This is a genomic window from Streptomyces sp. P9-A4 (genome assembly GCF_036634195.1).
In the GTDB taxonomy this organism is placed as follows: Bacteria; Actinomycetota; Actinomycetes; order Streptomycetales; family Streptomycetaceae; genus Streptomyces.
This window is the reverse complement of record NZ_JAZIFY010000002.1, coordinates 179,603-202,210: the sequence shown is the minus strand read 5'-3', so window position 1 is coordinate 202,210 and position 22,608 is coordinate 179,603. Positions and strand designations below refer to the sequence as shown.

At 69.0% G+C, this 22,608-nt stretch carries 22 protein-coding genes and 5 pseudogenes; 11 read left to right on the top strand and 16 right to left on the bottom strand.

The window, feature by feature from the left end; translation table 11 throughout:
* Window positions 1-522 precede the first annotated feature (522 nt).
* Window positions 523-666, top strand: coding sequence for a hypothetical protein (locus tag V4Y03_RS31640; RefSeq protein WP_332437452.1), 144 nt, complete (start codon window positions 523-525; stop codon window positions 664-666).
* 26 nt (window positions 667-692) lie between these two features.
* On the opposite strand, the gene V4Y03_RS31635 is transcribed toward V4Y03_RS31640, so the two are convergent.
* The gene (locus V4Y03_RS31635; RefSeq protein WP_332437451.1) at window positions 693-2,021 is read right to left on the bottom strand and encodes a hypothetical protein; all 1,329 of its coding nucleotides are present in this window, start codon (window positions 2,019-2,021) and stop codon (window positions 693-695) included.
* Between the two features lie 333 nt (window positions 2,022-2,354).
* On the opposite strand from V4Y03_RS31635, the gene V4Y03_RS31630 reads away from it, so the two are divergent.
* Entirely contained in the window at window positions 2,355-2,618 is a 264-nt protein-coding gene (locus tag V4Y03_RS31630; RefSeq protein ID WP_332437450.1) for a hypothetical protein, read from the top strand.
* A 170-nt stretch (window positions 2,619-2,788) separates the two neighbouring features.
* Window positions 2,789-3,544, top strand: a complete 756-nt coding sequence (locus V4Y03_RS31625) for a transposase family protein (protein ID WP_332437449.1) — start codon at window positions 2,789-2,791, stop codon at window positions 3,542-3,544.
* A 58-nt stretch (window positions 3,545-3,602) separates the two neighbouring features.
* Here the strand turns inward: V4Y03_RS31625 and V4Y03_RS31620 are convergent, their stop codons facing one another.
* Together V4Y03_RS31620 and V4Y03_RS31615 are read right to left on the bottom strand one after the other, a co-directional pair.
* Complete coding sequence (locus tag V4Y03_RS31620) at window positions 3,603-4,121, bottom strand: hypothetical protein (protein ID WP_332437448.1); 519 nt, start codon at window positions 4,119-4,121, stop codon at window positions 3,603-3,605.
* 1,173 nt (window positions 4,122-5,294) lie between these two features.
* Window positions 5,295-5,555, bottom strand: a pseudogene (locus V4Y03_RS31615) (HNH endonuclease); the annotation flags it as partial.
* Window positions 5,556-5,625: 70 nt separating this feature from the next.
* On the opposite strand from V4Y03_RS31615, the gene V4Y03_RS31610 reads away from it, so the two are divergent.
* Together V4Y03_RS31610 and V4Y03_RS31605 are read left to right on the top strand one after the other, a co-directional pair.
* Window positions 5,626-7,110 carry an insulinase family protein gene (locus tag V4Y03_RS31610; RefSeq protein WP_332437447.1) on the top strand — a complete coding sequence of 495 codons (1,485 nt, stop codon included), beginning with the start codon at window positions 5,626-5,628 and terminating at the stop codon, window positions 7,108-7,110.
* Between the two features lie 77 nt (window positions 7,111-7,187).
* A pseudogene (locus tag V4Y03_RS31605) lies at window positions 7,188-7,691 on the top strand (IS630 family transposase); the annotation flags it as partial.
* A 263-nt stretch (window positions 7,692-7,954) separates the two neighbouring features.
* Here the strand turns inward: V4Y03_RS31605 and V4Y03_RS31600 are convergent.
* From V4Y03_RS31600 to V4Y03_RS31585, 4 genes are all read right to left on the bottom strand, one after another.
* Window positions 7,955-8,257 carry a hypothetical protein gene (locus V4Y03_RS31600; RefSeq protein WP_332437446.1) on the bottom strand — a complete coding sequence of 101 codons (303 nt, stop codon included), beginning with the start codon at window positions 8,255-8,257 and terminating at the stop codon, window positions 7,955-7,957.
* Window positions 8,258-8,338: 81 nt separating this feature from the next.
* Window positions 8,339-8,911, bottom strand: coding sequence for a transposase (locus V4Y03_RS31595; RefSeq protein ID WP_332437445.1), 573 nt, complete (start codon window positions 8,909-8,911; stop codon window positions 8,339-8,341).
* Window positions 8,904-9,131, bottom strand: a complete 228-nt coding sequence (locus tag V4Y03_RS31590) for a hypothetical protein (protein WP_332437444.1) — start codon at window positions 9,129-9,131, stop codon at window positions 8,904-8,906. Before V4Y03_RS31590 ends, V4Y03_RS31595 begins: the two co-directional genes overlap by 8 nt.
* A gap of 342 nt (window positions 9,132-9,473) precedes the next feature.
* Window positions 9,474-10,586, bottom strand: coding sequence for an alpha/beta hydrolase family protein (locus V4Y03_RS31585; protein WP_332437443.1), 1,113 nt, complete (start codon window positions 10,584-10,586; stop codon window positions 9,474-9,476).
* 112 nt (window positions 10,587-10,698) lie between these two features.
* On the opposite strand from V4Y03_RS31585, the gene V4Y03_RS31580 reads away from it, so the two are divergent.
* The 3 genes and pseudogenes from V4Y03_RS31580 to V4Y03_RS31570 form a co-directional block, all read left to right on the top strand.
* Entirely contained in the window at window positions 10,699-11,334 is a 636-nt protein-coding gene (locus V4Y03_RS31580; protein ID WP_332437442.1) for a GNAT family N-acetyltransferase, read from the top strand.
* A 35-nt stretch (window positions 11,335-11,369) separates the two neighbouring features.
* The gene (locus tag V4Y03_RS31575; RefSeq protein WP_332437763.1) at window positions 11,370-12,215 is read left to right on the top strand and encodes a PaaX family transcriptional regulator C-terminal domain-containing protein; all 846 of its coding nucleotides are present in this window, start codon (window positions 11,370-11,372) and stop codon (window positions 12,213-12,215) included.
* Between the two features lie 547 nt (window positions 12,216-12,762).
* Window positions 12,763-13,305: pseudogene (locus V4Y03_RS31570) on the top strand (transposase); the annotation flags it as partial.
* Window positions 13,306-13,307: 2 nt separating this feature from the next.
* On the opposite strand, the pseudogene V4Y03_RS31565 reads toward V4Y03_RS31570, so the two are convergent.
* The 4 genes and pseudogenes from V4Y03_RS31565 to V4Y03_RS31550 all read right to left on the bottom strand — a co-directional run.
* Window positions 13,308-13,787: pseudogene (locus V4Y03_RS31565) on the bottom strand (ISAzo13-like element transposase-related protein); the annotation flags it as partial.
* A gap of 110 nt (window positions 13,788-13,897) precedes the next feature.
* A pseudogene (locus V4Y03_RS31560) lies at window positions 13,898-13,993 on the bottom strand (IS5/IS1182 family transposase); the annotation flags it as partial.
* A 31-nt stretch (window positions 13,994-14,024) separates the two neighbouring features.
* On the bottom strand, window positions 14,025-14,390 hold the full coding sequence (locus V4Y03_RS31555; protein WP_332437441.1) for a hypothetical protein: 366 nt from the start codon (window positions 14,388-14,390) through the stop codon (window positions 14,025-14,027).
* 17 nt (window positions 14,391-14,407) lie between these two features.
* Entirely contained in the window at window positions 14,408-14,878 is a 471-nt protein-coding gene (locus V4Y03_RS31550) for a hypothetical protein (protein WP_332437440.1), read from the bottom strand.
* A gap of 201 nt (window positions 14,879-15,079) precedes the next feature.
* Here V4Y03_RS31550 and V4Y03_RS31545 point away from each other — a divergent pair, with 201 nt between their 5' ends.
* Window positions 15,080-15,448, top strand: coding sequence for a VOC family protein (locus V4Y03_RS31545; RefSeq protein WP_332437439.1), 369 nt, complete (start codon window positions 15,080-15,082; stop codon window positions 15,446-15,448).
* Between the two features lie 48 nt (window positions 15,449-15,496).
* On the opposite strand, the gene V4Y03_RS31540 is transcribed toward V4Y03_RS31545, so the two are convergent.
* From V4Y03_RS31540 to V4Y03_RS31520, 5 genes are all read right to left on the bottom strand, one after another.
* Entirely contained in the window at window positions 15,497-16,336 is an 840-nt protein-coding gene (locus V4Y03_RS31540; protein ID WP_332437438.1) for a transposase family protein, read from the bottom strand.
* 38 nt (window positions 16,337-16,374) lie between these two features.
* Complete coding sequence (locus V4Y03_RS31535; protein ID WP_332437437.1) at window positions 16,375-16,830, bottom strand: hypothetical protein; 456 nt, start codon at window positions 16,828-16,830, stop codon at window positions 16,375-16,377.
* A 523-nt stretch (window positions 16,831-17,353) separates the two neighbouring features.
* Window positions 17,354-18,133, bottom strand: a complete 780-nt coding sequence (locus V4Y03_RS31530) for an SDR family NAD(P)-dependent oxidoreductase (RefSeq protein ID WP_332437436.1) — start codon at window positions 18,131-18,133, stop codon at window positions 17,354-17,356.
* Window positions 18,134-18,145: 12 nt separating this feature from the next.
* Window positions 18,146-18,625: an SgcJ/EcaC family oxidoreductase gene (locus V4Y03_RS31525; RefSeq protein WP_332437435.1), complete on the bottom strand. Its 480-nt coding sequence runs from the start codon at window positions 18,623-18,625 to the stop codon at window positions 18,146-18,148.
* 79 nt (window positions 18,626-18,704) lie between these two features.
* The gene (locus V4Y03_RS31520; RefSeq protein ID WP_332437434.1) at window positions 18,705-19,424 is read right to left on the bottom strand and encodes an SgcJ/EcaC family oxidoreductase; all 720 of its coding nucleotides are present in this window, start codon (window positions 19,422-19,424) and stop codon (window positions 18,705-18,707) included.
* A 90-nt stretch (window positions 19,425-19,514) separates the two neighbouring features.
* Between V4Y03_RS31520 and V4Y03_RS31515 the strand changes: the two genes are divergently transcribed.
* On the top strand, window positions 19,515-19,976 hold the full coding sequence (locus tag V4Y03_RS31515; RefSeq protein ID WP_443079904.1) for a MarR family winged helix-turn-helix transcriptional regulator: 462 nt from the start codon (window positions 19,515-19,517) through the stop codon (window positions 19,974-19,976).
* An 869-nt stretch (window positions 19,977-20,845) separates the two neighbouring features.
* A complete protein-coding gene (gene ltrA, locus V4Y03_RS31510; protein WP_332437433.1) occupies window positions 20,846-22,606 on the top strand; it encodes a group II intron reverse transcriptase/maturase in 1,761 nt (586 codons plus the stop codon).
* Window positions 22,607-22,608 lie beyond the last annotated feature (2 nt).

Genomic DNA, 22,608 nt, shown 5'->3' with positions numbered 1-22,608 from the left:
CGGGGCCGTTCGTGGTGTTGTGGTCGGCATGGGGCTGGTGGACCGGGCAGGACCCGGCGTCGAGAAGTAGGCCAACCAGGTCGCGGAGGCGGCGTGCGAGCTCGCGGACGCCACGGCCGGCTCCGGCTGGAGTCCGGCGGCAGCCGACGACGCCCTGGTCGCGATCGACACCCTGGCCGACGCGCTCGCCGGGCTCGGCCCGGAGGTCCGCGAGGCCCTGACTGCAGTGACGGCCCCGACCACTGCGGCCCGCCGGCGCCTGGGGCTGCCGGTCGACGCCGAGACGGAGCCGGAACCGGAGCCGTCCACGACGACGCAGGGCGCGCCCGGACCGCGCGTACCGAACGCCGGCCCCGACGGCGCGGGCTCGGTCCCGGGTTCCAAGGCATCCGCTGACCGGCCCTCTCGTTGAGCCGCCCATGAGCACCCTGGGACCTCGCCGCGGCCGTCGTTCGGCAGGAACGGGCCCGCCGCGAGCTCGCCGAGCAGGTTTTCCCCGATGTCGAGGAGGACCAGGAGGAGGTGCCGACGTCGCTCGAGGACATCTGCGACCAGCAGCGCCAGGCCAACGAAGCCGTCCGCGTCGCCGCGATCCTGCGGGCCCGCGCCGAACGCGCAGGACGACCGGTACCGGCCGCCGCGCCCGCACTTCGCCAGGCCGGATGAGCGCTTTCGCAGGCCGGGGCTCCCCTTTACGCTCCCCAGCCGTTCTGCGTCCGCCTCTCGCCGTCCTGGTCGTCGCCGTCGGCGTCCGGTTCGGGGGTGACGCGGTCGTCGAGGGTGATGGTGATGCGGTCGCCGTCGCCGGGGCTGAGGTGTGTCAGGCACTGCTCGATCCGCTCGTAGAGCGTGGCGGCGAGTTCGTGGTCGCCGCTGCCGTCCGAGGGGCTGCTGGTGACGTTGTGCAGGCTGATCAGCAGGGCGATCAGCGAGCGGCCGGACAGCGGGGCGAAGACGCGCTCGTCGGCCTCGTCGGTGACGCGGGGCGGGACGCGGAAGTGGGGGTGGCCGGCGGTGCGGGTGGTGAGGAACTCCCAGGTGTCGCGGTGGCAGCGCAGATCGGCGGAGGAGATGAGGGCTGCGGACCGCAGCAGGGCGGTGTGCTCCTCGCTCACCTGTACCGGCTCGGGGGTTTCGGCGGGGCGGGCCTGAAGCTGGTCGACGACCGTACGCAGTCCGGCGAGCTCCTGCGTCAGGGCGCTGAAGCCGGCGCGGGTCTCCCCGAGCACGGTGGTGAGTTCTTCCTTGGCCTGGCCGACGGCCTCGCGGACCGTCTCGCGCAGCTGCTCGGCGACGTCGCCGTCAGGCTGCTTGTCGGCCTCGGCGCAGGCCTGGGTGGTGAGCCGCTCGATGAGGGGAGCGAGCTCCTGGGCGAAGACCTCGCGGACGGTCTGGCGCACGGACTCCTCCGACAACGCCGTCGCGGTCACCTCCGGCGCGGTCTCGGCTGCCGGATCCTCCCCGGCCGTGCCGTCACCCGGCCCCTGTGCCCCGGCCGTGCCGATGGTCTCCGAGCCGACCTCCTGCCCGCCGCTGGTCCCGTGCCCGGGTACGGCGGGGGAGCCGTGGGCGAGGTCTTCCTGGTCGGGGCCGCGCTGGGCGGGGACCGACGGCTGAAGGAGTGTGCCCGGAACGTCCGGGCCGGTGAAGGCGGCGGGCGTTCCGGATGAGGCGAGGGGTGGTGGGGTGAGGGTGAGGGCGCTGAGGTGGTTGAGGGTGGTGCGCAGTTCGGTCAGCTCGGCGCGCAGCAGGCCGGTGACCTCCTCGGCCTTGCTGGTGAAGATGTCGCTGGAGGCGGGCTTGACGGCGCTGTTGACGTCTTTGCGCAATCGGTTGACCTCGTCGAACACCCGGGTGAGCCCGTCCGTGACGGCCCGGGAGGTCGCCGCCTGGGCGGTACGACCGGAACCGTCGACCTTGTCGAAGCTCTCGGTGAGGACTTCCCGCAGGCTCTGGTCCCCGTGCAGAACGGCGGCGTGCAGCATGGTCACCATCTCGGGGAGACCGGGCTTCCGAGGCATCTCTCCTCCAAACGTTGCTTAAAGTAGTTGATCACTTCCGCTGCGTATGGTGCCCGAGAGGAGAGACCGTCCGGGGCGCAACCGGCCAACTGCTCTCTGAAAAAGGTAGATTGGCCACTCCGGCACTACGAAGTGGCCAGTTACCTGCTGCCGACAGCTGTTCCAGCTGAGCAGGGAGGTACGGCACGCCCTGATGACCGCCGCCGAACTCTCCCGGCCGGCGCCCCCCCCACATGCGGCACCCTCCTGGAGCATGCGGCCGCGGCCGGCCTGTACCAGGAGCGGTAAGCTTGCCGTTTAACCTCATGGGCAGTTCGCGCTTACCGCAGGTGCGTGAACGACATCAACACCGAAACCCTTGGGTGGGACCTCATCGGCTGGGGCAGCGACGAGCAAGCCGCACATGTCGCTGGCCTCAACCGAGTTGAGATCCTGAGGGTCAGGGACCTGTTCCCCGCTCGGGACGACGACTTCCTCGAGACCGCGGTCTACGAAGTGCCGCCCGCGCTGTACTCGGCGATGCGGAGTGCCATCCCGCACCTGGAGTTCCGTGAAAGGCTGGAATACCAGATCGGTGGATTCCTGCTATCAGTCTGAGCTTGCCGACCCGCCAGTGCGTCGGGGCTTCGTGCCGACCTTGTGGTGTGCGGGTCGGGTGGAGGACTCGCCGGTGGCAAGGACGCGTCCGACGTCGTAGCGGGGAGCCGGTCGCCGGTTTTTCGAGCCGGGAGGGCGGCCGGGGCCGGGCCGGCGCGAAGCACCGGCTGGTGTTCATCGACCGGCTCCTGGATACGCTCGTCCATCTCCGTCACGCAGTCACCCATGACGTGCTGGCCTGTTGGTTCGGCGTGGACCGTTCCACCATCACCCGGGCCATCGGCGAGGTGCGGCCCTTGCTTGCCGAGCGTGGGTGCACGATCAGCCGCGGCGTCCGGCTGCGGACACTGGCGGAAGTCATCGACCACCTCGGCGCCAGTGGGCAGACCGGCATCATCGACGACACTGAGATCCGGGTCCGCCGTCCGGCCGCCGGACGCGAGGACCGGGACACCTTCATCTCCGGGAAGAACAAGCAGAACGCCGTCAAGACCATGGTCCTGACCGACCAGAACGGACGGGTGCTGTTCAGCAGTCCAGCCACGCCAGGCAGCTGCGCGGACATCACCCATGCCCGCCAGTTGGGCCTGGTCAAGCTCCTGGCGGACGGTCCAGCGGTGGAGATCCTCGCGGACGCCGGCTACCAGGGCCTCGGCGCCCAGACCGGCGGACGCGTGGTGACGCCACCACATCGCAAGTTCAAGAAGAACGCTCCGGACTGGTACGAGGAAATGCACGAGCGGCAGCGCAAGGCCCATTCCTCCAGGCGGATCCGCGTCGAGCACGGCATCGCCCATCTGAAGAACTGGCGGGCTCTCGCCCGCCACCTCGGCCGCCGTGAGCACATGAGCGACACGGTCCAGGCCGTCGCCGACCTGCTCTCCCACCAGCAGACCGCAGACCTGACGCCTGCACGACAGATGTGAACACCAGCCTCGCTGGGAACCCCGACGTCTCACCGCCAACCGTGCACGAGCTCGTTAGCTAGTCCTGGCGGGCGCCCTGGATGATCCGGCCGATGATGGCCGCGGCCTGCTCCGGGTGCCTCTCCAGCCATGTGCCGAGGTGTTCCCGTACGGCATCGGCGACGCTGGTGCGCACAGCGGCGCCGTCCAGTACGCCGCGCGTGGAGCCCGAGAACTCGGGCCGGTCCAGCTTCACCGACACGACCGCCGTCAGCCCGGCGCCGATCTGGTCGATGCTGAGATCGGGGGCTGCCTCCGCCAGGAGCCGCCGCTCCCGCACGTGCGCGTTGACCGCAGCCGCCGCCCCGTCGCGGAATCCTGTCATGTGCGTGCCGCCGTGGGGTGTGGGCTCGCTGTTGGCGTAGCCCTGGAGCCACTCCTCGGGGGAGTCACGCCACCGCAGGGCCACCTCGACTGTCCCGGCGATCCTCGGGTCTTCGCGCTCGAAGCCGATGATGTCCGGGTGAACGGACGCTCCTTCCTGCGCGTCGAGGAAGGCGACGAAGTCCCGAGCCCCGCCCGGGAACCGGTACCGCACTGATCGGGACCGGCCCGGGGGCGTTCGTCGGTCAGCGAGATGTCCAGGTCCCGGTTGAGGAAGGCCAGTTCTCTGAAGCGTTCTGCCAGCACCGCGAACGAGCACTCCGTCGTCTCGAAGATGTCGGTGTCGGGCCAGAAGACGATGGTGGTCCCGCTTCTGGTCGTCGGTCCTGCGCTGGTGGGCGGGGCGAGCGCGACGCCCCGCGCGTACTCCTGGACCCAGTGGACTCCATCGCACCGCACCTCGGCTGTCAGGCGACTCGACAAGGCGTTGGTGACACAGGGCCCGATGCCGAAGAGGCTCATGGCCACAGCGTGGCGGCCGCCCGGCTCCGCCACCCCGAGGTGCATGCGGGTCAGCAGAGCTTCGAGGCCGGGACCGCTGGTGTCCCCGGCGGCCTCGAAGGGGACACCGGGCCCGTCGTCGGCGACACGTACGCCGCCGTCGGACGTGATGGTGACCTCGACGGCGCTGGCACGGCCGGCCAGGACTTCGTTCACCGCCCGTTCGGCGACATCGAACACGATCTGGTGCAGGCCACGCTGGCTGGTCGAGCCGACGTACATTCCAGGCCGCTTCCGAACGGCTTCCAATCCCTCCAGCACCTGGATGCGGCTGGCGTCGTACGGGTTGTCGTTGTCACTCATCAAGTCCCCCCAATGGTGTCTCCAGCGGAGCCCCCAGCCTAGGCGGATCTCTGAAAACACCAGGTCAGGCCCTATTCGCCGAAGGCGTGAACGGGCGGGTGGGCACCTGCTTGGAGAAGGTCGGCCCAGGGATCGCGCACCACTGTCGGAGGGCGGCCGGAGGCCTGCGGGGACCGCGTCAGACCCAATTTCCGGCGACCCCGAGGCCCCTGATTGTGTCCGGTCCGGGATGCGTCTGTTGATGGAGTCCGAGAGGTCTCCCTTGTCAGCCGATGCCCAACCCGCTGCTGGCCCGTCGAGGCGCCGGGGCTTCCGTAGTCCGTCAAGGGCGTGATGCGTGCTGTCGTCCGTCCGGGTCATCGACGTCCGGCAGCTTCGGGCCGGTGGCGGGACCCCGCTACGGTGAGCTTGGGTGGTCGGGCCGACTGGTCGTTGGTGCGCCTCCCGTGTGACCCCTCGCGCCCTCGGCGGGGGCACAGTGCGTTCCGGTCTCGGCGAGGCCGTTCCTCGTCTCGCGGGGGCGTTACGGGATGGGTTCGTAGGTGACGGTGGTGGTGGGGCAGTCCTCGGCGAGGCCGAGGAGGGCCTGCTGCTCGGCTTCGTCGGCGGCCGGGTCCCAGCGGAGCTTGGTGGCGACCCAGGTCGCGGCGTAGGTGCAGTGGTAGGAGCCGTCGGACGGCAGCCACTGGGCCGGGTCCTTGTCCGCCTTGGACCGGTTGGAGGCGGCGGTCACCGCGATCAGGGTGTCCGGGCTGGACTGGTCGTTCGCGTAGGCCTCGCGGCGGCCGGGCTCCACGGGGGACCGTGGGATGGTCCCGCCCCGACCTCCCGCCCACTGGTCATATGATCGCACTGTGCTGCAACGTGATGTGATCGATGGTGTGCCCGTCCTCTGGGTGAAGACTCCCGGCCCTCTCGAAGCGGCCCTCGTGTTCGGCCGCGGTGCGGGCGACGAGACCTTCCGAACCATCGGCGTCACACACCTCATCGAGCACCTGGCGATGAGCACGCTGCCGAGGCTGCATCACGAACACAACGCGTCGGTGACGCTCTTCCTCACGGATTTCACCGCTTCGGGGAGCAACAAGCAGGTCGCCGAGTTCCTCACCAGCGTCTGCGAGACGCTCTCCGACCTGCCGCTGGACCGGATGGACCGCGAGGCCGGCGTGCTCGCCGCCGAGGGCTCCAGCCCGACCGACCCGACCACCGCGGAGCTGTTGTCGTTCCGATACGGCGCGGTCGGCGTGGGACTGGCCTCCTGGGCCGGGCCGGGCCCCGACCGCATTCCCGCCGAGGCGGTCCGGGACGCAGCCGTCCGGTGCTTCCACGCGGACAACGCTGTCCTGCTCCTGACAGGCCCGCCCCCGACGGGACTTCGCCTTCCGCTGCCACGGGGCACGCGCCCCGACCGCGGCACCGCACAGCCGGTGCAGTCAGGACCGGCCTGGTTCCAGGCCGAAGTGCCCGGTCCCGGAATCGCGCTCAGCGGTGATCTCGACGACCCCGCGCTCGTACTCGCCCACGCGGTGCTCCAGGAACGGCTCAGGCAGAGGGCCCGGCATCAGGAGGGCCTGTCGTACGAGGTGGACGCCACGCGCACCCACGCAGGGCCAGAGTCCGGCGAGTTCACCCTCAGCCTGGACACCCGAAAGGGTCAGGAGCAGCGCGTCGCCGAGCTGATCTGGGAGGAGGCGCTGCGCATGGCCGCCACAGGAGTCACCGCGGAGGAACTCGCGGAGGAGGTGGCCGGATTCCGTGAGGTCTGGCTGGACCCACGGTCGACAACCTCCGAGCTCACCGAAGCGGCGGCGTGTCTGCTGCGGGGCCTCGACTACAAGGACGCGCCGACCCGGCTGGACGCCCTGACGAAGGTCACTCCGGAACAGGCGGTGCAGGCGTTCAGCACCGCACTCGCCACTGCCCTGCTCGTCGTCCCGTGCGAGGTGGATGTGGAGCTGCGGCAGCCCGACGGCACCCCGCTGCCCCGCGGAGGCTGCGCCGACTTCCAGGAGCTCCCCTCGGACGTACGCGTGTTCAAGCCCTCGTTGTTTGACCGGGCCATCTCGTCCGCCGCCCGCACGGCCCGGCTCGGCGTCGGCGCCACCGGCCTGTGGTCACGCGACGGCGAGGGCGAGGTGCATCATGTGCCGTTCAGAGAGGTGGTCGGCGTGGAGATCCAGGGTTCGGGGCGCGTGGTCTTCGGTCGCAGTGGCTGTCACATCCCGGTCGTCCCCGACCTGTGGGCGAAGACCGGCCCGGCCGTCGCCGCCATCGACGCCGCCATACCGGCCTCGCTCTGCTACGAGACCTCCAGCCTCCGTACCCACGAGGACGACTGAACAGGGGAAGTTCCGGCTGGTGCACGACGAGTCGCAGGTCATCGATCGCAACGCGGTCATGGCTGCGGACGATCCACCTGCCCGGAGTGCCGTAACGCGTCACGCACGATTATGTCCGTGCCGGCACCACCACCCTGTTCGCCGCCCTAGAGGTCGCCACCGGCAAGGTCATCGGCTCACTCCACCGCCGCCACCGGGCCGAGGAGTTCAAGAAGTTCCTCGTCAAGCTCGACCGGGAAGTGCCGGACGGTCTCGAGGTCCACCTGGTGCTCGACAACTACGCCACCCACAAGACCCCGGCCATCAAGACCTGGCTCCTGGCCCACCCCCGGTTCCACCTGTACTTCACACCGACCGGATCGTCCTGGCTCAACCTCGTGGAGCGATCGTTCGCCGAGCTGACGAACAAACAGATACGGCGAGGGGTCCACAAGACCGTCCAGGCCCTGGAACAGAACATCCGGACCTGGACCGCCGCCTGGAACACCGACCCCAGACCCTACGTCTGGACCACGACCGCAGATGAGATCCTCGAACGCCTCGCCTCATATCTGAACAGAATTCCTGACTCAGAAGACTAGGGTCTGTCGCCAAAGTGCCACGCTCACCGTCAGGAGCGAGGGTCACGGATGCTGGTAGAACTGGCCCGTGCCCGCTCCGGAGTCGGCACGGATGACTCTCTTGCCCGTCGACCTGTGCTTCACCAGAGAGGGCAGGGCCCTGTCGATCGTCTTCCTCACCGCTGAGCGCCTCGCGGAGGACGGTCACGGAAGCCGCCCCGACCTCACCACCGGGGCCGGCTACTCGGTCAGCATCGACTCGTACGTGAACAGCGGCGCCGAGGCTAGTCGCGAAGGGCTCCGGCGAGGCCGGAGAGTGGGGCCAGGCCGCTGCCTGCAAGGCCGTCCAGCCAGTCCTGGAGGGGTGTCCCGTCGTGGTTGTCGAGCATGGCGGCGAACCGGCGGACCAGGTCGGGAGTCTGCCTGAGTTCAGGGCAGTGCTCCAGGAGCCGGGGCAGGCGGTCGTTGAGGTGGAGGTTTCGTCGGTGCGGGTGGGTGGTGATCCAGCGGGCCGCTTCGCGTGGTGAGGGCGGTCGCTCGCGTGGTTCGTCCAGGGGCAGGCCCCGTCTGAGAGGCGCGACGGCCATCTTCACGCGCTGGTAGTGGCCGAGGTAGCCCTTGGTCTGGAGCTCCTCGTGCAGGATCTTCGCGCTGTGCTGTCCCTCGTCTCAGCGTTGCTGCAGGTAGTCGAGGTAGGGGTCCAGGGTGGAGGGCTTGCGGGGCGGGCGACGCATCACCTCCTGCCAGGTCCGGGCCCGGGCGTATTTGCCGACCGTGCGGCGGTCCAGGCCGAGCTCGCGGGCCAGGGAGCTGTGGCTCCGGCCGGTGCGGGTCAGGGCCTGAACGGCCTCGAACAGTCTGCGGGCGTGGCGTGCGGCCCGGGTGTCCTTCGCGGTGTTCCCGGCAACCTCGGCCGGTGCGGAATCGCTCTCGTCGGCCGGGGGCAGTGCCGCGAGCAGGCAACCGCGGTGGGCGGAGGCGATGTCCTGGACGCGGCGGGAGAGGCCCTGCCAGAGGTGGAAGCGGTCGCTGACCTGCACCGCATCGGGCGCTCCGCCCGCGATGCCCTGCCGGTAGGTGAGGGACCCGTCGCGGCAGGCGACCTCGACACCGGGGTGCTCGCGGAGCCACCGGCTGAGCTGGTCGGCATCGCGGCCTTCCCAGAGAGTGAGCGGGAGCCGGGTGGTGGCGTCGACCAGGAGGGTGCCGTAGGTGTCGCCGTAGAGCGCGAAGTCATCCACCCCCCCCCAGCACCCGGGGCGTCTCCAGCGGCGGAAGCGGCACCCGCATCAGCTGGGACAGGACGGTGCACCGCGAGAGCCGGATGTTCAAGATCCGCAACATCCGGGCACCGCCACGGCCCGCCAGCACCACACCGACATCCTCCACCAGACTCTGCAACTGCGGCGTCCGCCGTTGGTAGCGCACGGTCAGCCCCGCTGTCTGTTCGGCGAAGGTCACCTTCGGGCACACTGCGTTTTCGCAGTACGGACGGCGTACGGACAAGTCGATGCGCACAGGTCGGCCCCCGAGACAGACGTCGGCCAGGCGCCGTACATAGCGGCTATGGCACCACTCGCTGAGCCAGCCGCACCCCGTACATGCCGCGGGAACACCGGACCTCGTACGGGCGCGAACCACCACACCAGTATCAGAGACATCAACCGACACGACCAGCACATCAGCTAACTGCGGTAGCAGTGATGCCAGTTCAACAGAGCACAGCCACAGGCTGCCCGCGTTGCGGACCGGCTGACCGTGTCACCGAGATGATCTCCGGCTACGAAAATCTTGCCAGAGCCGTCAAAGTGCACCAGGTGGTACACGTGAACGTGCACCACGGGCCGAGCTTGCGGGAGTGGCGTGGCTGCCTCGGCCGAGTTCCTTGAGGAACTGTCGTTGGCTGTCCAGGAATCCGTCCGCGAAGAGCGAGTGTGGGGAGAAGAGCGCGGTGAGCGTGATCTTGAGGTCCGACTGCTCAATGGACTGCTTGAGCAGTGAATGGGTCGCGTCCGGGTAATGCTTGACCGTCAATGCGCCACCTGCGTCCAGCACCTTGTGGTAGATGCGCTCCGTGTCGGCGGTGTCCACGTTGATGTCATGGCCTGCGAGGGTCAGCAGCACCGGTACGCCGCGCAGGGCGCGGAGGTCTTGTGTGGCGTCCGCGGTGTAGTTCTTGGAGATGAAGCCCCAGCGGTCGGCGGTCATGCCGTCCGCGTCGCCGCGCATCGCCTTGACGTACTCCTCGAAGGTCGCCTGGCGTTCCAGCAGCCGGAGGGTGGTGTCGCTCTTGGCGACCTCCGCCTTGGTGCGGGCTGCTGATGCGCCGTCGGCGCGCAGCTCGGCGAGGAGGTTGTAGCGGCCCTGCTGGAGCCAGTTGATGGCGGGCGAGACGGCGATGACGAAGCTCACGGACGTCTTGGCGGCGATCTTCGGCAGGACCCAGCCCGCCTGGCTGGCGCCCCAGAGCCCGATCCGGTCGCCGTCGATGTCCGGGCGGGCGCGGGCCCAGGCGATGGCGGCGGCTGCCTCGTTGGCCCGGTCGTCCATGGACTGGTCGAGCCAGTCGCCGGATGCACCCGCGACGCCGGGCTTGTCCCAGGACAGGGAGGCGTACCCGGCCTTGGCGTTCGCCTCCCACATGGGCTTGTAACCGTCGTCGTGGGTGGCGTCGACGGGGCCGTCGCCGTGGACGTACACGACCAGGCCGTGGTGCTTGCGGCCGTCCCTGGGGATGGCCAGTACGCCGTTGAGGGTGTGGCCGCCGTGGCGGATCGTGACCCGCTGCTCGTCCATGTCGTAGGAGTTCTGCCACAGCACCACACCGACGAGGCCGGCAGTCACGACCAGGGCCGTGACGAGTGACCACACGGCGATACGGAGTCCGCGCCGTCCGGGCCGGATCTTTGGACACATGGGATCTGTCCCCTTTGTTCGGGTCCGGGCACACTAAAACTATCACGGCCAGCACGATCGTCACGAGAATGGTAGTTTTAGGTGGGGGTTGCAGCGAGAAAAGGGGCACGGCATGGGACTGGACGTGACAGGCACCGGCACTGGACCGGTGACAGTGCGGCGGGGCGTTCCGGCCGGAGCCGAGCGGCGGGCGGCCGAGCTGTACTGGGACGCCTTCGGCCGCAAACTCGGTCCCGCCCTGAACCCGCCGGGCAAGGCGGTGCCCTTCATCGCCGCCCATCTGAACGCCGATCGCGCGGTCTGCGCACTCCTGGACGGGCAGCTCGTCGGCCTCGCCGGCTACCAGCACAACGGGCGGGCCCTCACCGGAGGATCGGCCTGCGCCGTACTGCGCGCATACGGACACCTGCGAGGACTGCACCGACTCCTGCTCCTCGCCCTGTTCGAACGTCACCCGGCCCCCGGACAGCTCGTCATGGACGGCATCGCCGTGGATCCGGACATGCGCGGCCGGGGCGTCGGGAGCCTGCTCATCGAGGAAGTAGCCGCCGTCGCGGCGGAGCAGGACTGCCGGGAGATCAGACTGGACGTGATCGACACCAACCCGCGCGCCAGGGCCCTGTACGAGCGGCGCGGCTTCACGGCCGTACGGACCGAGCACACGCCCTACCTGCGCGGACTGCTCGGATTCGGCGCGGTGACCCCCATGCACCGCCCGGTCGGAACAAAAGGAGTGAGAGAACTGTGAGCGCTGAGACCGACCACGTCGAGGTCCCCACCCGCATGCTCGTCCACGCGCTGATCCGCGAGGACGGCACCGTCGACGCGGACGAGCTGTATACCGTCGCCAACACCCTGGGCATGAGCGACCAGCAGGTACGGCTGTGCATCAAACGCCTCGTGTCCGAAGGCCGATTCACCCACGAGGGCCGAGGCCGCAAGGCGGAGCTGCACGCGACCACGGACACCAAGCGTGCCCTCGCCCCCAACGTGGACTTCCTGCGGCACGCATTCCAACAGGACGCCGGGCTCGCGCCCTGGGACGGCGTCTGGCACCTGGCCGCCTTCGCGGTGCCCGAATCGGCGCGCACCGCCCGGGACGCCCTGCGCGAGACGCTCGTCCACCTCGGTGGCGCCCCGCTCCAGGGCGGACTGTACGTCTGCGCCAACACATGGGAACCGTACGTCGAAGAAGCCGCCCACCGCCTCGGCACCCACGGCGCGCTCACCCTTCTCACCACGACGGACCTGCGCAGGGGCGACACCCAAGAGCCTGCCGAACTCGCCAGACGTCTATGGCCCCTGCAGGAGATCGCCGACCGCTACCACCGCCTCAGCCGTATCGCCCAGCCCCGCCTCGCCCGGCTCACCGGCCCTGCCGAACTCTCCTCATCCGCACTCCTCACCATCGCTGTCGAGCTGGCTGCCGAACTCACCCGCGCCATAGAGCCCGACCCGCTGCTGCCGCCTCAGCTCCTGCCCCGGCCCTGGCCCGGCACCCAGGCCCGGGAGCTCATCGCCCAGTGCTGGGCGGCCCTGCACGAACGTGACCAGGGCGAAGCCCGCCCGACTCTCTTTCGCCTCTACGCCGACATCACCCGAGAAGCAGCAGACCAGACCACGCACTGAAGACGGAACGGACGGCGCGGGTCGTGCCTGATGGGCGAAGGCACCGCGAGGCCACCTGCCCTTGCGGACGGACAGGCGTCAGATCAAGGTTGTGCACTTTGATTCGTACCGACCGGTGCATGTTCGGGTGTACGCCTACAGGAAGAGCGCGGCCCGGACCTCCCGGAACCGGATCGTCTCCCCACATTCCCACGGCCCCGACCAGCCTGTCAGCGGATTCGCCCACGCCGCCGCCTACACCTGGCCTCTGCCGCTGTTCACCGGCCCGTTCATCCGCGTCTTCGACTTCCAAGCCGCGCCAGCCAGCCGTCCGTTCCTCCTCACGAGGGCGATCCGGCTCGCCGACAGCCTCTGCGCTCAGCCCTGTTCGATTCCTGACCTGGCAAAACGCCGCCCGGACCTATAGACACAGGTACTCAGCTTGCCGTTTAAGGTCCGCCGTCGAACGGGGCTCGAACTTGTTCGATATTTCCCCAGTTCACCAGATGTGTGAGGGGCCGCGGGCCGATCCTGTGCTGAGCGACAACGGAGCACGGAGGCCGGGATCGTGGGACTGGTCGAGCAGGAGGTTCAACGAGACGCGTTCACGGTGGTGGCGGAGTTCCGGTCGGAGTTATACGCGTGCCTGACCGCGCGGAGCGACGCCCTGTTCGAGCTCCGCGACGCGCTATTGTGCACCGACGGTCCGGTCCGCACCCTCGTGGACCTGGCGCTCGCTCCCGAGCATCGGCGCGGGCACGGGGCCTTGTACTCCGGGATCAACCACGGACGGATCGACGTCGCCCGGCTGCGGCGGGCACTGACCAATGTCCCGCTTCCCTGAGCCGGCGACGGTCGGCTGGTGCTGGCGGTAGACGTCTCCCCTTGGTTGCGGCCGGACGCCGACACCTCCTCGGACCGCTCCTTCTGTCATACCTTCGGATGGGGCCTGGGCAAGCACCAGATGGTGCCCGGCTGGCCGTACTCGATCGTCGCCGCGCTGGAGACCGGCTGGACCTCGTGGACCGCGCTGCTGGACGCAATCCGGCTGGAGCCCGGCGCCGACTTGGCCGCGGTCACCGCCAGCCAGGTCCGCGACGTCGTCCAACGTGCATGCTGGCTGCCCTCGAGCGTCTTGGCATTGGCCTGCAGCCGGAACCCCTCCTGCCGCAGCAGACCGGCAACGGTGTCCGCACCGACCCGGTGACCCTGACGGGTCAGCTCGGCCGCCAGCGTGCGGGTCGACTTCGTCGTCCACCGCAACGGCGACATCGGATCACCACGTTCGTCCGGCTCGACCAGGCTCAGCAGGGCACCCCGCAGTCCAGGGTCGAGGTCCGCGACGCGTTTGCGTCCGCCGCCCGGCCGCCGCACCCGCCCGGCCAGGAACTGGCCTGTCTCCAGGTCGGACATGCCCTTGCGAATCGTCGTCCCGCTCACCCCGGCCGCCCGGGCCACGGCCCGAATGCCGCCATGGCCCAGTCCTCGGGCCTCCGCGGCCATCAGCAGCCGCCGCTGTCGTTCGTCCAGGTGTGGGAACAACACCGCGAACTTCACGGCAAGTTGATCACGAGTCTCGTCCGGGATGCGCATACGACACCAACGAGCCCCAGCTCTGGAAGCAACACCTTGATGATCGGCAGACCCTAAGGGCTGTCCCGTAAATGATCTACGGCATGCCGATTGACCAGCGACGCTGTGCCTCATCCGGCGAGGGTGAGGTTGTGTAGGCGGGCGATGCCGAGCACGGGGTGGTGAACGCCCTCGTCCTTGAGGCGGCAGTCGCGGAGGATCTTCCAGGGAGCGGAGGGGTGTCGTTGAGGCTGCGTGTCAGCGGGGGATCCTCTGTCCCGCTTCGGTGAGGTTCAGTGTGAGGCGCCCCAGCCACGTGCCGGATGGCGGGTACTCCCAGTTCTCGGCGTCCGCCAGGACAGCGGGAAGGTCCTGCTTCGGTATAGGGGAACCAGGCTGCGCTCCGAGAGTGCCATCCGCCGCTGTCCAGGGAACGACCCGGCACACTTCGATCCATCCTCTGTCGACGAGGGGGAGGAGGATCGGGACGAGAGCCGAGGCAGGCCCTGAGACCAGCGGCTCGTCGAGGTCACCCCAAACACCGGGGAGGATGTCGATCTCGGTGGCGTTGATCATGAAGGCGCGTTCGGCGGAGGACAGCTGGTCTGGCGCGGGATAGCTCACGCACAGAGTGTCGCAGCTCAGGAGAACGCCTGACGAGGGCCCCTGTGGCTCTCTGAGGCACTGTGATCACGCTGCTGGGTACTGGACGACTTCCGCCACTGGTTCACCACGTCGTCCACTTCATCCAGGGCCGGTTCGCGACTTCCGCGGGGCGCGTAGGCCGGTGACCGGTCAGCGCGTAGTGGCAGGTGGGCGCAGTACCAGGCGCGCCGGGCACCTGCTTGCTCCGCGGTTGTGCCCGTGCGGAGATAGCCGAGCAATGCTGTCATGACCCTGCGCCGTCCGAATGCGTAGAGCGCCGGCTCGACGAACCAGCGGCAGAAGCTCGGATCCGGGTCGTAGACAGCAGCAGCCATCAGCGGATGGAAGAACTCCTCGGGCAGGGTGGCGCGTTCCAGCAGTGACCTTCGTGCGGCTCCGGCCAGGTGCCGCGCACGTCGGTCTTCAGGCATGTCGGCCGCGGCCTCAAGGTCCAGCAGGCGAGCCACTTCGGCTGCGCATGCAAGGAATGAAGCTCCGCCATCTTGAAGTGGCTGGTCAGGGGTCTGGTGTGACCCCGTTTCGGGGTGCTCGTGCTGGTCGTGGGCGGAAGCCTGGGGTGTAGATCGTCCGGCGGGGTGGTTGTGCCGATGAGTTCACCGTCCTCGAACGGTCTACCCAGCGACACGACCGTTCTCGACAGGAGTGCCATGTCCACCATCCAGCCAGTGATCCTGTCTGCCGACCTTGACGTTCTGATCGGCTTCTATACGAAATTGTTCGGCGCTGAGGAGATCTTTCGGGTACCGGCGGAAGGCCCGTTCTTCTACCTCGGCTTGCGCATCGGCGACACCGACCTCGGGCTGGTGGCCAAGGCGGACCCGGGGACTGGGGCGGCGTCGCGGATCCTGCTCAGCATCGGTGTCGACGACGTCGACGAGACGCTCGGCCGGGTGGCGGCGCTGGGCGGCTCGGTCCGCAGCGGCCCCAACGACATGCCGTGGGGACAGCGCGTCGCCCACGTCCAGGACCCCGACGGCAACCCGGTGAACCTCACTCAGCCGATCCCGGCCCGGTGACGCTGTTCCGGAGGGCATGTGCTGATCGTGGGCTACCTGCGGTAGAGATCAGTTGTCGGTAGTGGCCTCGATGTTCGTCAGGACGAGCACCGCGCGAAACAGGTGGGTGGCGCGGGCGGGGTCAGTACGGAGCTTGGTGAGGATCCGCCAGTTCTTCAGGTGGGCAAAGCCGCGTTCGGCGGGGACGCGTCCGGCGGCCAGGACCCGGTTGGCTTGTTTCTCGGCGGGGTTGAGCTTGTGGGCGCGGGTGGCCTTGAAGCCGGTGACGACCACGGGGTCGTCCGGATCGTCGTCCAGGCCGATGAAGCCGAGGTCGGCCAGGGCGCCCAGGCCGGCGGCGCGGAGATGGTCGAGGATGTGGTCGCGGCGGGCGGCGGTGATGTCGTGGGTGCGGCCGGGCCGGGCGGCGGAGATCCAGATCAGGCGGCCGCGCTCGTCAGTGAGGGCGAGGACGTGCAGGCCGTGGCGGTGGTGTTTGCCGGAGTAGTTGGGCAGGTTCGCCGTCCCGGTGCGGCGCTGGGTGGGGATGAGGGTGCCGTCGATCAGGACGACCTCCCCGCCCCGCCGTGCGATCTTCTTCAGGGCGCGGTCCAGGCGCGGGGCCTTCGCGGCGAGCAGGGCGATCAGCTCGTCTCGCCAGCGGCGGACGGTGGTGGCGGAGACGTCGTTGCCGCTGGCCATGTCGGCCAGGCGCTGGTCGTGCCGCAGCAAGGCCAGGACGATCACCGCGATCCTCCCGGGCGACAGTGTCCGCCACCTCGACCGTATCGCCTTCAAGTGGCGTCGCAGCAGGTCGGCGAGGTGGTTGACGGTGTGCGTGGACAGCGGCAGGCGGCACTGGTAGACCAGGGACAAGGTGTCCCCGGCGTGCTCTTTGGTTTTCGTCACACAATTCCAACGGCCGCCGGGGGCACCCCGGTTACGCGTCATGCGCGGATGGTGAACCGTCCGTCGGGCAGTTTGTGCAGCCAGCCGCGGTCGGCCAGCTTCGTCAGCTTCCCGCGCAGCGGCTCCAGCTTGCCTCGCACCCCGGTGTCCAGGCCCAGCATCTCGCCGATCTGCCGGGTTGCGACCGGGCCGGCGGCCTGCCGCACGGTGGCCAGGATGCGCTGGTACTCCGCCGGCAGTGCGGACTCAGCCACCCCCGGACCACGGTCCGGGACCAGTCGCACCGCCCGACCGGCCACGTGAACGACCGGCGACCCGGCCTCGGCTCGTTCGTTAGCGATCTGTTCGCTCATCCGCTGCAATACCCGCTCGGCCACGGCGAGCTCGTCCCGCTCGGCCCGCACCTCCGCCAGCTGCTTGGCCAGTTGTTCTTCGAGTTCGTCCAGCTCTGCACGTCGCGCGGTGATCCGCTTCAGCACCTCGGGGTCCATCATGCGCCGGATCGTAGGAGCGGCCCGCTCGACGACGGGCGGGAATCCGCAAACCCGCCCTGCCTGACGATCTACACCCCAGACTTCCGCCCACGACCAGCACGAGCACCCCGGAACAACGTCACACCAGACCCCTGAACAGCTACTTCAAGATGGCGGAGCTTCATTAAGGTCAGGCCATGAGGCGAGGCCGGGGCCCCTTTGCCTGGCCCCCGGCCTCGCGGGCGGCTGCCTCGGCCAGCGCAAGGTTTGAGCCAGCCGTGCGGTCCGTCGACGCCGTACTGCGCGATCCGCTCGCCACCGAACTGCGCATGCGCGTCGTCCTCGTACTGTTCGCCCCGGTATATGACGTTGGTGAGCCCGCTGGCCGGCTCGTCGTTCATCCCCGTCCATGCGTCCCTCGAGCAGCGGTAGGGGAGCGCCTTGGGATGGTGCCGTCGCCTCCGCGGCGGCCTGCCGGACTACCGCTCGGCCGGTGTCTTGGGCTGCTCGGAGATCCGGCCTGTTTCGCGTTTGTGCGGGTGGTTCAGGTGCGGGCGAGGGCGGTGAGTGTGCGGTGGCGGGGGAGGGTGCGGGCGGCGGCGAGGAGGAGGCGGTTGGCCGTGCCGGGCACGACCGTGGGGCGGCTGCGGCGGCGCAGGGCGCGTAGGGCGGTGTCGACGACCTGCTCGGGGGTCTGCACCAGGGCGGCCGGTGCTTCGTCGTGCGACTGCGACTCGGTGGCGGTCATGCCCGGGCAGAGCGCGAGGACGTGGATGCCGGATGCCCGGAGCTCGGACCAGAGTGCCTCGGAGAAGGCGGTGACGAACGCCTTGGTGGCGCTGTAGACGGCGAGGTCCGGCAGCGGGGTGTGGCCAAGGGTGGAGGAGACGTTCAGCAGGGCGTCGCCGGGGCGGGCCTGGGCGAGGAAGGCGTGGGAGAGGGTGACGAGGGCCTCGCAGTTGAGGCGCAGCATCTCGTGGGCGTGGGTGAGTGGGGTCGTGGCGAAAGGGCCGGTGGTGGCGGTTCCCACGTTGTTGACCAGGAGGTGGACGCGTCGGTCGGCAAGGAGTTGGGCGGCCTTGTGGAGGCCGTCGGGGTCGCCGAGGTCGGCGGCCAGGTGGTCGTGGCCGGGGCCGAGGTCGGCCATCAGGGCTTGGAGTCGCTCCTCGTTCCGGGCGACGGCGATCACCCGGTGGCCGCTCGCGGCCAGGCGGCGGGCGAAGGCGCGGCCGATGCCGGCGCTGGCTCCGGTGACCAGGGCGGTGGGGCGGTGGGCGGTGTCGGACGGCCGGAGTGTCGCGGCGGTCGGCTGGGTGGTGGTCATGATGGCTGCGTCTCAGTTCGCGGTGGGTCGGGTGGCCGGCTGGAAGCGGAAGGAGACGGCCTCCATCAGGGGCTTGCGCTGGGTCTTCTGGACGGCGGCGATCCGCCACCGGCCGTCGGCCTCGCGCACTACCGTGTACGTGGCGAGCTTGCTCTGCTTGCCGTCCTGCTTCGGGGTGCCGCCCTTGCGGACGTCGCCGCGGGTGACGACCACAGCCGCGCCGGTGCCGTAGAAGCGCAGGTCGGTGATGTCGAGGATCAGCCGGGTGCCCTTGAGGAAGCTGTCGAACAGGGCCTGGTGAGCGCGGCCGATCTCCTTGCCGCCGTGGTAGACGGTGCCGACGTAGGTGACGTCGGTGGCGTCCTCGGTGAAGCAGGCGCCGTACGCGGTGCCGTCGCCGTCGGCCCAGGCTGCGGCGCCGCGCTCCAGCAGGGCGCGGATCGCGGCCGCGTCGGTCGCGCGGGGGTCGGTGGTGTGGTGGTTGGCGGTCATCGTGCCGTCCTCCGGGTGGGGTGTGCGGCGGTGGTGGCGTGCAGGCGCGGGGTGCCAGTGTGCGGGCGGAGCCGGTCGGTCACTTCTCGGCCTCGGGCATGGTCGCCGAGTCCCAGAGGAAGGAGAGCCGCTCCATCACGTTCTGGCGCTGGGTGTTGTGGAAGGAGGCGATGCGCCAGCTGTGGTCGCTCTGGCGGACCAGCGTGTAGGACTGCGTCTTGGTCAGCTCGGACGGCTTCTTGGGCGTACCGCCCTTGTAGGTGTCGCCGCGGCTGGTGACGACGGCGGTGTCCGGCCCGTAGAAGCGGACGCCGAGGAAGGAGTCGGCGAGCTTGGTGTCCTTGACGAATCCGTCGAACAGGGCGCGGTGGGCGTCGGCGATGTCGCGGCGGCCCTGGTAGTGGGTGCCGACGTAGGTGGTGTAGGTGGCGTCGACGGTGAACTGTTCGCCGTACGCGGTGGCGTCGCCCCGGCCCCAGGCGTCGGTGAGAGCGCGGATGGTGTCGCAGACGGCACGGTGATCGTCGGTGGTGGGCGTGCCGGCCGGGGTGGCGGTGACGGCGGGGATGACGGCGGTGCAGTCGGTCTGGCCGAGGTTGCGGACGTCGGACGTGGCGTCCAGCCAGAAGTACCCGCCGGCCGCGGCGACGGCGAGGGTGAGGGCGGTGATGCCGAGGGTGCGCTTGACGGTGCGCCGACGGTTGGTGCGCCGGTCGTTCCCGGTACTGGTCGGGGCGCTCTTCAGGTCGGTCGGCTCGCCCGTCGGGTCGGTCGCCTCGGTGGTGGTGACGGTGCTCATGGTCTCCCCTTCCATGGTAACTTCTTTGAAGAAGTTTCTTCGTTGAGGATTTCTCTTCGCTAAGGAAGAGATTAGGGAGTGGAGGAGCCCGTGTCAACGCCTGCCGTGCCATCCGATGCGAGTGAGGTCTACCGCCGGTACCTGAGCGCCGTGATGCTGCACGGCCATGCCAGCGCCAAGGCCTGCGAGCTCGGCGCCACCGACCTCTACGCGCTGAACATCCTTCAACTGACCGGCCCGATGACCCCCGGCGAGCTCGGCACCCGCACCGGCCTCACCACCGGGCCGACCACCCGCCTCATCGACCGCCTCGAACAGGCCGGCTACGTGCGCCGGGCCCCGGACCCCGGAGACCGCCGCAAGGTGATCGTCGAACCGATCGGCAAGCCCGCCGACCTCGACCGGGTCATGACCCCGGCCCGGCAGCGGATCGGCCAGCTCCTCAGGGGCTACTCGCCCGAGCAGCTCGAAGTCCTCTTCGACTACTTCGCCCGCGCCGCCGACGCCTACCAGGAAGCCGCCGAGCAGCTGCGCACCCACAACGCCGACTGAAGCGCCGACGCCTCGGCGATCGTCCAGGCGACGTCGGTGCGGTGCCGGGTCTCGTGGTCGAACTCCACGCGGACGGTGAGGGATTCGTGGACGGATGCCCGCCCGTCAACTATCGCCTTCAAGATCCGCCAACCAGTTCCCTCCGCATGCTGGCGACCTGCACCGAAGGGAATATCACCCGCCAACTAGCGCACTCGGTGTGCGACACGAAGTCGCTCCAGGTAAGTAAGGACAGCCACGTGAAGGAGGTATCGATCGGCTGAACTTCGGGCCAGTGTCCAAGGTCCGTCCTCGCGCTCCCATGCGTCGCTGGTAACGGCGGGGTGTGAAGCGGAGCGTTCAAGCCCAAGAGCGTCCCGGCCATCGGGGTGCAACAGGCGAGGGGAAGGCTGGACGGGTGAACGCAAGTGAACCCTCGATGATGCCCCGTGACGTTAAGGCCGCGTCGATGGCGTGTTGGCGGCGGCCACCGGACCCGGTGCTGGAAGGCGCCAAGCGACCTTCGGGTAACTGAGCCCGGAGGGAGGACACCGCTGGTCCCGGGGTAGAGGGGGCGCCCACCCCAGCCGCGTCTTACTGGTGCGGAACGTGGAAACCCCGACGGGGTCCAAGCCACTGGCTTGGTAGGCCGACCGCAAGGGAGGCTGAAGTCCCCGGCGGGCGAAGGAAGATCGAAGAAGCGAAGGCCGGCGGGCCGAAAGGCCGGAGGAAACCGAGAGTTGGGACCTTCACCCGCTCTCGCATAACTCGCCGGATACGGGTCCTGGTGGCCCGGCCCGAAAGGGCGCCCACGTGGATCAGGTGAGCCTTTGAAGTCACCATTGCAACGACGCTCGAACCAAGGGACAAGTTAGACACCGGAGGCGGACATGGAGATCACGGCACCTGTCGTGATGCCCTCGTCTGCGGTGAACGGACCCGAGGACGACTTGCTCGACTGGCACGGCATCGACTGGGCCACCTGCGAGGAGAACGTACGGCGGCTGAGGCAGAGGATCTTCAAGGCGACGCAGGACGGGGACCTGAAGAAGGTCCGCAACTTGCAGAAGCTCATGCTGCGGAGCCGCAGCAACACGCTGGTCAGCGTGAAGCGGGTGACGCAGCAGAGCAGTGGTCGCATGACCGCTGGTATCGACGGGGAACTGGCCCTCACGCCGAAGGCGAGAGGCACCTTGGCGGCCGAGATCCATCGGTCGTCGAAGCCCTGGAAGGCCAGGCCGGTCAAGCGAGTGTTCATCCCGAAGAGCAACGGGAAGCAACGACCGCTCGGTATTCCGGTCATCCGTGACCGGGTTCTCCAGGCTCGCGTGAAGAACGCGCTGGAGCCTGAGTGGGAAGCGCGGTTCGAGCCGAGGTCTTACGGCTTCCGGCCCGGCCGCAGCTGTCAGGACGCGATATCCGCGATCTTCTGGACGGTGAAGGGCAAGAACCCGAAGCGTCTGTGGGTCCTGGACGCGGACCTGTCGGCGGCGTTCGACCGTATTGACCACGACCACCTGATGACCATGCTCGGCCAGTTCCCCGCCAGGGACCTGATCGCAGGCTGGCTGAAGGCGGGCGTGATCGACCGCGGCCGGTTCGCACCGACCGAGGAGGGAACTCCTCAAGGCGGTGTGATCAGCCCGCTGTTGCTGAACGTTGCTCTGCACGGACTGGAACAGGCCGCAGGGTGCCAATACACGGTGCGGGCCGGGCGTGAGCCCGGCGCCATGCCGGGCACTCCGGTGCTGGTGAGGTTTGCCGACGACTTCGTCGTGCTCTGTCACGACGAGGAACAGGTGCACCAGGTCAGGGCCCGGCTGGAGGACTGGCTGGAGCCGAGGGGTCTTCGCCTCAACGAGGAGAAGACCCATGTCGTCCACCTCGATAAGGGGTTCGACTTCCTCGGTTTCACCGTCCGCCGCACGGGCGGAAGGCTGATCATCAAGCCGAGCACAGCGGCTTGCGCGAGGCTCCGGGCGCGACTGCGGACCGAGGCGAAGGCCCTACATGGGTCCAATGCCGAGGCTGTGTTGCGCAGGCTGATCCCGATCGTTCGCGGTTGGGCGGCCTACTACCGGGCGGTGGCGTCCACGACGACGTTCTCGTCGCTGGATCACTACATGTGGCGGCTGACCTTCAAATGGGCCAGGCGCCGACACCGCAACAAGTCGAGTCACTGGGTCGCGGCCCGGTACTTCGGCAGATTCCACCCGTCCCGGCGAGACCGGTGGGTGTTCGGCGACCGTGACAGCGGCGCCTTCCTCATCAAATTCGCCTGGACCGGCATCGTCCGCCACCAGCTCGTCAAGGGCGGAGCGTCCCCGGACGACCCCGAGCTGACCGAGTACTGGCGGGACCGCCGCCGCAGGAAAGCGCCGCCGCCGATGGACAAGACGAGTCTTCTCCTGGCGGTCCGGCAGCAGGGGCTCTGTCCTCTCTGCAAGCAGGCGCTGATCGTCGGAGCCGAGTACGAACCGGACAGCCCACGCGAGTGGATCAACTGGTTCGCGGCCTCGAAGAAGATGCTCCACAAGCATCACTTCACCTACCGGCGAGACGGCGGCACGGACGAGCGGAACAACCTTCGCCTCGTGCACTCCGAATGCCACCGCCAGCACCACGCTGGCGACAGTAATCGGACCGCATAGCC

What these genes read in the sequence shown, in the direction of transcription:
- V4Y03_RS31635 (WP_332437451.1), bottom strand. Translation starts at nt 2,021, where the DNA reads ATGCCTCGGAAGCCCGGTCTCCCCGAGATGGTGACCATGCTGCACGCC.
- V4Y03_RS31600 (WP_332437446.1), bottom strand. Translation starts at nt 8,257, where the DNA reads ATGGCCGTCGCGCCTCTCAGACGGGGCCTGCCCCTGGACGAACCACGC.
- V4Y03_RS31585 (WP_332437443.1), bottom strand. Translation starts at nt 10,586, where the DNA reads ATGTGTCCAAAGATCCGGCCCGGACGGCGCGGACTCCGTATCGCCGTG.
- V4Y03_RS31580 (WP_332437442.1), top strand. Translation starts at nt 10,699, where the DNA reads ATGGGACTGGACGTGACAGGCACCGGCACTGGACCGGTGACAGTGCGG.
- V4Y03_RS31575 (WP_332437763.1), top strand. Translation starts at nt 11,370, where the DNA reads ATGCTCGTCCACGCGCTGATCCGCGAGGACGGCACCGTCGACGCGGAC.
- V4Y03_RS31545 (WP_332437439.1), top strand. Translation starts at nt 15,080, where the DNA reads ATGTCCACCATCCAGCCAGTGATCCTGTCTGCCGACCTTGACGTTCTG.
- V4Y03_RS31535 (WP_332437437.1), bottom strand. Translation starts at nt 16,830, where the DNA reads ATGATGGACCCCGAGGTGCTGAAGCGGATCACCGCGCGACGTGCAGAG.
- V4Y03_RS31530 (WP_332437436.1), bottom strand. Translation starts at nt 18,133, where the DNA reads ATGACCACCACCCAGCCGACCGCCGCGACACTCCGGCCGTCCGACACC.
- V4Y03_RS31525 (WP_332437435.1), bottom strand. Translation starts at nt 18,625, where the DNA reads ATGACCGCCAACCACCACACCACCGACCCCCGCGCGACCGACGCGGCC.
- V4Y03_RS31520 (WP_332437434.1), bottom strand. Translation starts at nt 19,424, where the DNA reads ATGAGCACCGTCACCACCACCGAGGCGACCGACCCGACGGGCGAGCCG.
- ltrA (WP_332437433.1), top strand. Translation starts at nt 20,846, where the DNA reads ATGGAGATCACGGCACCTGTCGTGATGCCCTCGTCTGCGGTGAACGGA.